The organism is Streptomyces niveiscabiei, from assembly GCF_001419795.1.
Classification (GTDB): domain Bacteria; phylum Actinomycetota; class Actinomycetes; order Streptomycetales; family Streptomycetaceae; genus Streptomyces; species Streptomyces niveiscabiei.
On record NZ_LIRL01000782.1, the window covers coordinates 1 to 3,561 of the forward strand.

Annotated in this window: 4 protein-coding genes; 2 read left to right on the top strand and 2 right to left on the bottom strand. The window is 70.2% G+C overall.

The features are described from left to right. On the bottom strand, nucleotides 1-617 hold a 617-nt coding region (locus AOK24_RS33485), incomplete at its 3' end, for a TetR/AcrR family transcriptional regulator (RefSeq protein WP_055723773.1). A 284-nt stretch (nucleotides 618-901) separates the two neighbouring features. Here AOK24_RS33485 and AOK24_RS33490 point away from each other — a divergent pair. Then, nucleotides 902-1,672, top strand: a complete 771-nt coding sequence (locus tag AOK24_RS33490) for an NADPH-dependent F420 reductase (RefSeq protein WP_055723774.1) — start codon at nucleotides 902-904, stop codon at nucleotides 1,670-1,672. Nucleotides 1,673-1,774: 102 nt separating this feature from the next. Next, nucleotides 1,775-1,924 carry a hypothetical protein gene (locus AOK24_RS46610; RefSeq protein ID WP_338060966.1) on the top strand — a complete coding sequence of 50 codons (150 nt, stop codon included), beginning with the start codon at nucleotides 1,775-1,777 and terminating at the stop codon, nucleotides 1,922-1,924. Between the two features lie 36 nt (nucleotides 1,925-1,960). Here AOK24_RS46610 and AOK24_RS33495 read toward each other — a convergent pair. Continuing rightward, nucleotides 1,961-3,561 (bottom strand): cellulase family glycosylhydrolase (locus tag AOK24_RS33495; protein ID WP_055723775.1); only part of this gene is annotated, 1,601 nt, incomplete at its 5' end.

The window sequence follows — 3,561 nt, forward strand, 5'->3', positions numbered from 1 at the left end:
GGGGCGGGCAGGGGGTCCGTGTTGCGGCTGCTGAGGCCGTCAAGGGAGATCTGGAGGAGGCGGCGCCACTGGCCGGGGTGGGTGTCGGCTGTCGTGAGGACCGCCTGGGTGAGGGAGCCGCTGAGGAGGACGAGGTCCGCGGTGGTGACGTCGGGGCGCAGGAGGCCGGCGTCCATGCAGCGGGTGCGCAGCTCGTCGATGAAGGAGTAGCAGCGTTGGGCGCAGGAGCTTGAGGGGCCGCCGGTGGCGGCGTAGCTCTCGATGACCGCGCGGTTGCGGGACTGGGTCGTCAGCATCTGCTCGAAGAAGCCGGTGAGCGCCTGCCAGGGATCCTCCGTGGCGGTCGCCTCGTCGTGCGCGGTGGTGAGCCAGGACGTGAACTGGAGCTCCAGGACTGTGGTGAGCAGCTCCTCCTTGGTCGGGAAGTGCCGGTAGAGGGTGCCCATGCCGACGCCGCTGCGCCGGGCGATCTCGCGGACGTCGACGGCGCCGCCGTGCTCGGCGAAGACGGCGGTCGCCGCCTCGATGATCGTGGCGCGGTTGCGCTCGGCGTCGGCCCGGCGTCCGCGCTTGGCGGGCGGCGCGGGCGCGGAAGTCGGCTGGTCGGCGAGGCTCACGGGATTCAGGGTACAGGGAACCGCGATATTGCGGAGCGTCCGCTCCGGTTGATTCACCCTTAAGAGGAGCATGTGCTCCGGCTGTGCCGTGCTCAAGGGGAGCGGTTGCTCCGTTTATCTTCCACTTAAGAGGAGCATTCGCTCCGCTTGTGCTACCTTGAAGAGGAGCACTTGCTCCGGTTCGGTGGTGCGGGAAGCCCCGGCCTCAGCGTGCACTTCTTCCGCTCGACCCCCGCTCGACTTCCGCTGGACCCTGCGGCCCGCGAGATCAGGAGACCCTTTCCATGGCAACACTCGGCATCATCGGCACCGGCAACATCGGCACGCAGATCGCCCGCCTCGCGGTCGCGGCCGGCGTCGACGTCGTCCTGGCCAACTCCCGCGGTCCCGAGACCCTGTCGGAGACGGTCGCCGAACTCGGCGAGCGGGCCCGTGCCGCGACCCCCGAAGAGGCGGCCCGGGCCGGCGACTGGGTGGTGGTGAGCATTCCGCTGACCGCCTACCGGAACCTCCCGACCGCAGCGCTGGCCGGCAAGGTCGTGCTCGACACGAGCAACTACTACCCGTTCCGCGACGGCCGCATAGAGGTCCTCGACACCGGCAAGGCCACCACCAGCGAACTCGTCCAGGAACACCTGGCCGGCGCGAAGCTGGTCAAGGCGTTCAACAACATCAGCGACTTCCACATCCCCGCGCTCGCCCGCCCCGCCGACGCCGTCGACCGCACCGCCCTGCCCATCGCGGGCGACGACCCGAGGGCCAAGGAGGACGCCGCGGACCTGATCGGCCGGCTGGGCTTCGACGTCGTCGACGCCGGCTCGCTGGCCGAGAGCTGGCGCTTCGAACCGGAGACCACCGCGTACGCGGTGCCGTACTTCGCCGACGCCACCGACATCATGGCCTTCATGGCGCGGTTCGCCGAAGGTCTGCGCACCGGCGACCTGCCGCAGACGCCGCCTCCCGCCGACCCGGGTGCCCCGCTGCCCGCCGCGCGGCTGTACACCTTGCTCACCGAGGCGACGCGCGTACTCACCGCCGACCGCATGATCGCCTGACCGGGCCCGCCGCAGCGGCTCCGCCCGGACAGGCACTGCCTGGCTCTGCCCGAGACCAGCGGCCCAGCCCAGGGCACGTACCGCGCCGCCGACCGCCTCCCGATGAAGGGCAACCCGAAGATCAGCCGCGCGGACATCGCCGCCTTCCTGCACGAGGCGGCCCACAGCCCCGAGTGGATCGGCCACGACGCCGTCATCACGGACCGGCCGTCTCGCCCCCCCGACGCGCTGAACCGCCGAACCTGCCCGTGACGCGCACGGCAGCGCGTCACGGGCAGGAGCTGTGGGTCAGACGGTCCCGGTCACCACCCCGCCCGCCTTGACGACGTGGTACGTGAGGGTCGCCCCGCTCCAGAAGTGGAAGGTCAGCGTCGCCCGGGCGTTGTCCCGCAGCGAGTTGGCGAACTCCGCGGTGAGCTTGATGGAGTCGGAGGTGTACGCGGTGAAGGCGGTGTCCCACTGCTGGTACGGCGTCCAGTTGGCCGGTCCCGCGTTGGTGCCGTCGTCGTAGCGGGCCTCCATCGTGGCGAGCTGGTCGCCGCGGAACTGGGTGGGGATGGTCAGGCCGCTGGTGGTCCCGGAGGCGTCGGAGAGCACCGGGGTGTCGTAGGTGACGATGTCGATCCGCCAGGGGACGCCGCGCGAGAAGCGTGCCTGGAGGGTCGCGTTGAGGCCGTACGCGCGGTTGCCCGCGAGGTCCGTCAAGGCGGTGGCCGTGAGGGTGAGTTGGTTGCCGGAGAGGGTGTAGTCGCGGCCTCGGAGGAGGTTGCGGGAGCCGACGCGCAGGCCCTGGAAGGTGGTCGTGTTGGGGTTGAGGGTGATGGTCTGGGCGGTGATCGGGGCCGACTTGGGGAGGAAGACCTGGTCGGTGGAGGCGGTGCCCGAGCGGGTCGTCCAGCTGGACTTGATCTGGGCGAAGAGTTCGGGGTCGCGCCACTGGAGGGTGCCCCGGTTCAGGAACTGCCCGGCGTCCCAGAGCATGGTGGTGAGGTGACGCTGGCGCGCGTAGTTGCCGACGTACTCGAAGTACTTGCGCACCTCGCCGCGTTCGATGATCCCGGGCCGGGTGTGGTCGTAGGCGAGGAGCGCGTACTCGCCGATGATGACGGGCACGCCGTGCGCGGTGAACGTGTTGTAGGCGCGGTCGAAGTGGGCGGTGAGGTCCTGCTCGGAGGTCGCGTCGAAGCGCGTGTACCCGGCGATGTTCACGCTGAACGGCCACCAGCCGTAGAAGTGGACGGTTGTCGCGATCATCGGGTCGCGCAGGGCGGTGAGTTCGGCGGCGAGCGCGTCCAGGCGGCCCTGTTCGGAGTTGGTGTAGAGGGTCGGCAGGACGAGCAGCCGGTTCGTGTTGCCGCCGCCGGACGCGCGGACGACGGTGTGGAAGACGCGGTTCAGCTCGGCGAGGAGCCGGTAGTTCTGGTCGTCGCCCGACGTGCCGGTGAACGTGGGCTCGTTGACGCTCTCGAACGTCAGCTTGGGGGAGTGGTCGCGGAACGCGGCGGCGATCTGCGTCCAGGTCGCGGTGTAGCGGGCGAGGACGTTGTCGTGGTCGGTGGGCAGCGTGTTGAGCCACATCCACGAGTCGTGGTGCATGTTCAGCAGGACGTACAGGTTCTCGTCGAGCGCCCAGTCGACGACCTGCCGGACCTTGCCCAGCCAGACGGGATCGATGGTGTAGCCGGGGGCGCCGCCCTGGTGGCCGCTCCAGGTGACGGGGAGTCTGATGCTGCGGAAACCCTGCGACTTGACGTGGTGGAGGAGGGCCCGGGTGACGGGCGGGTTGCCCCAGGACGTCTCGTCGGGGATCGCGTCGTAAGTGTTGCCGAGGTTCCAGCCCGGCTGCATCGCCGCGACCGCGCTGCGGGCGGCACCCGCGGGTTTGCGGT

Excerpts from the sequence above, each read along its gene's own strand:
- AOK24_RS33490 (WP_055723774.1), top strand. The coding sequence starts at position 902 with ATGGCAACACTCGGCATCATCGGCACCGGCAACATCGGCACGCAGATC.
- AOK24_RS46610 (WP_338060966.1), top strand. The coding sequence starts at position 1,775 with ATGAAGGGCAACCCGAAGATCAGCCGCGCGGACATCGCCGCCTTCCTG.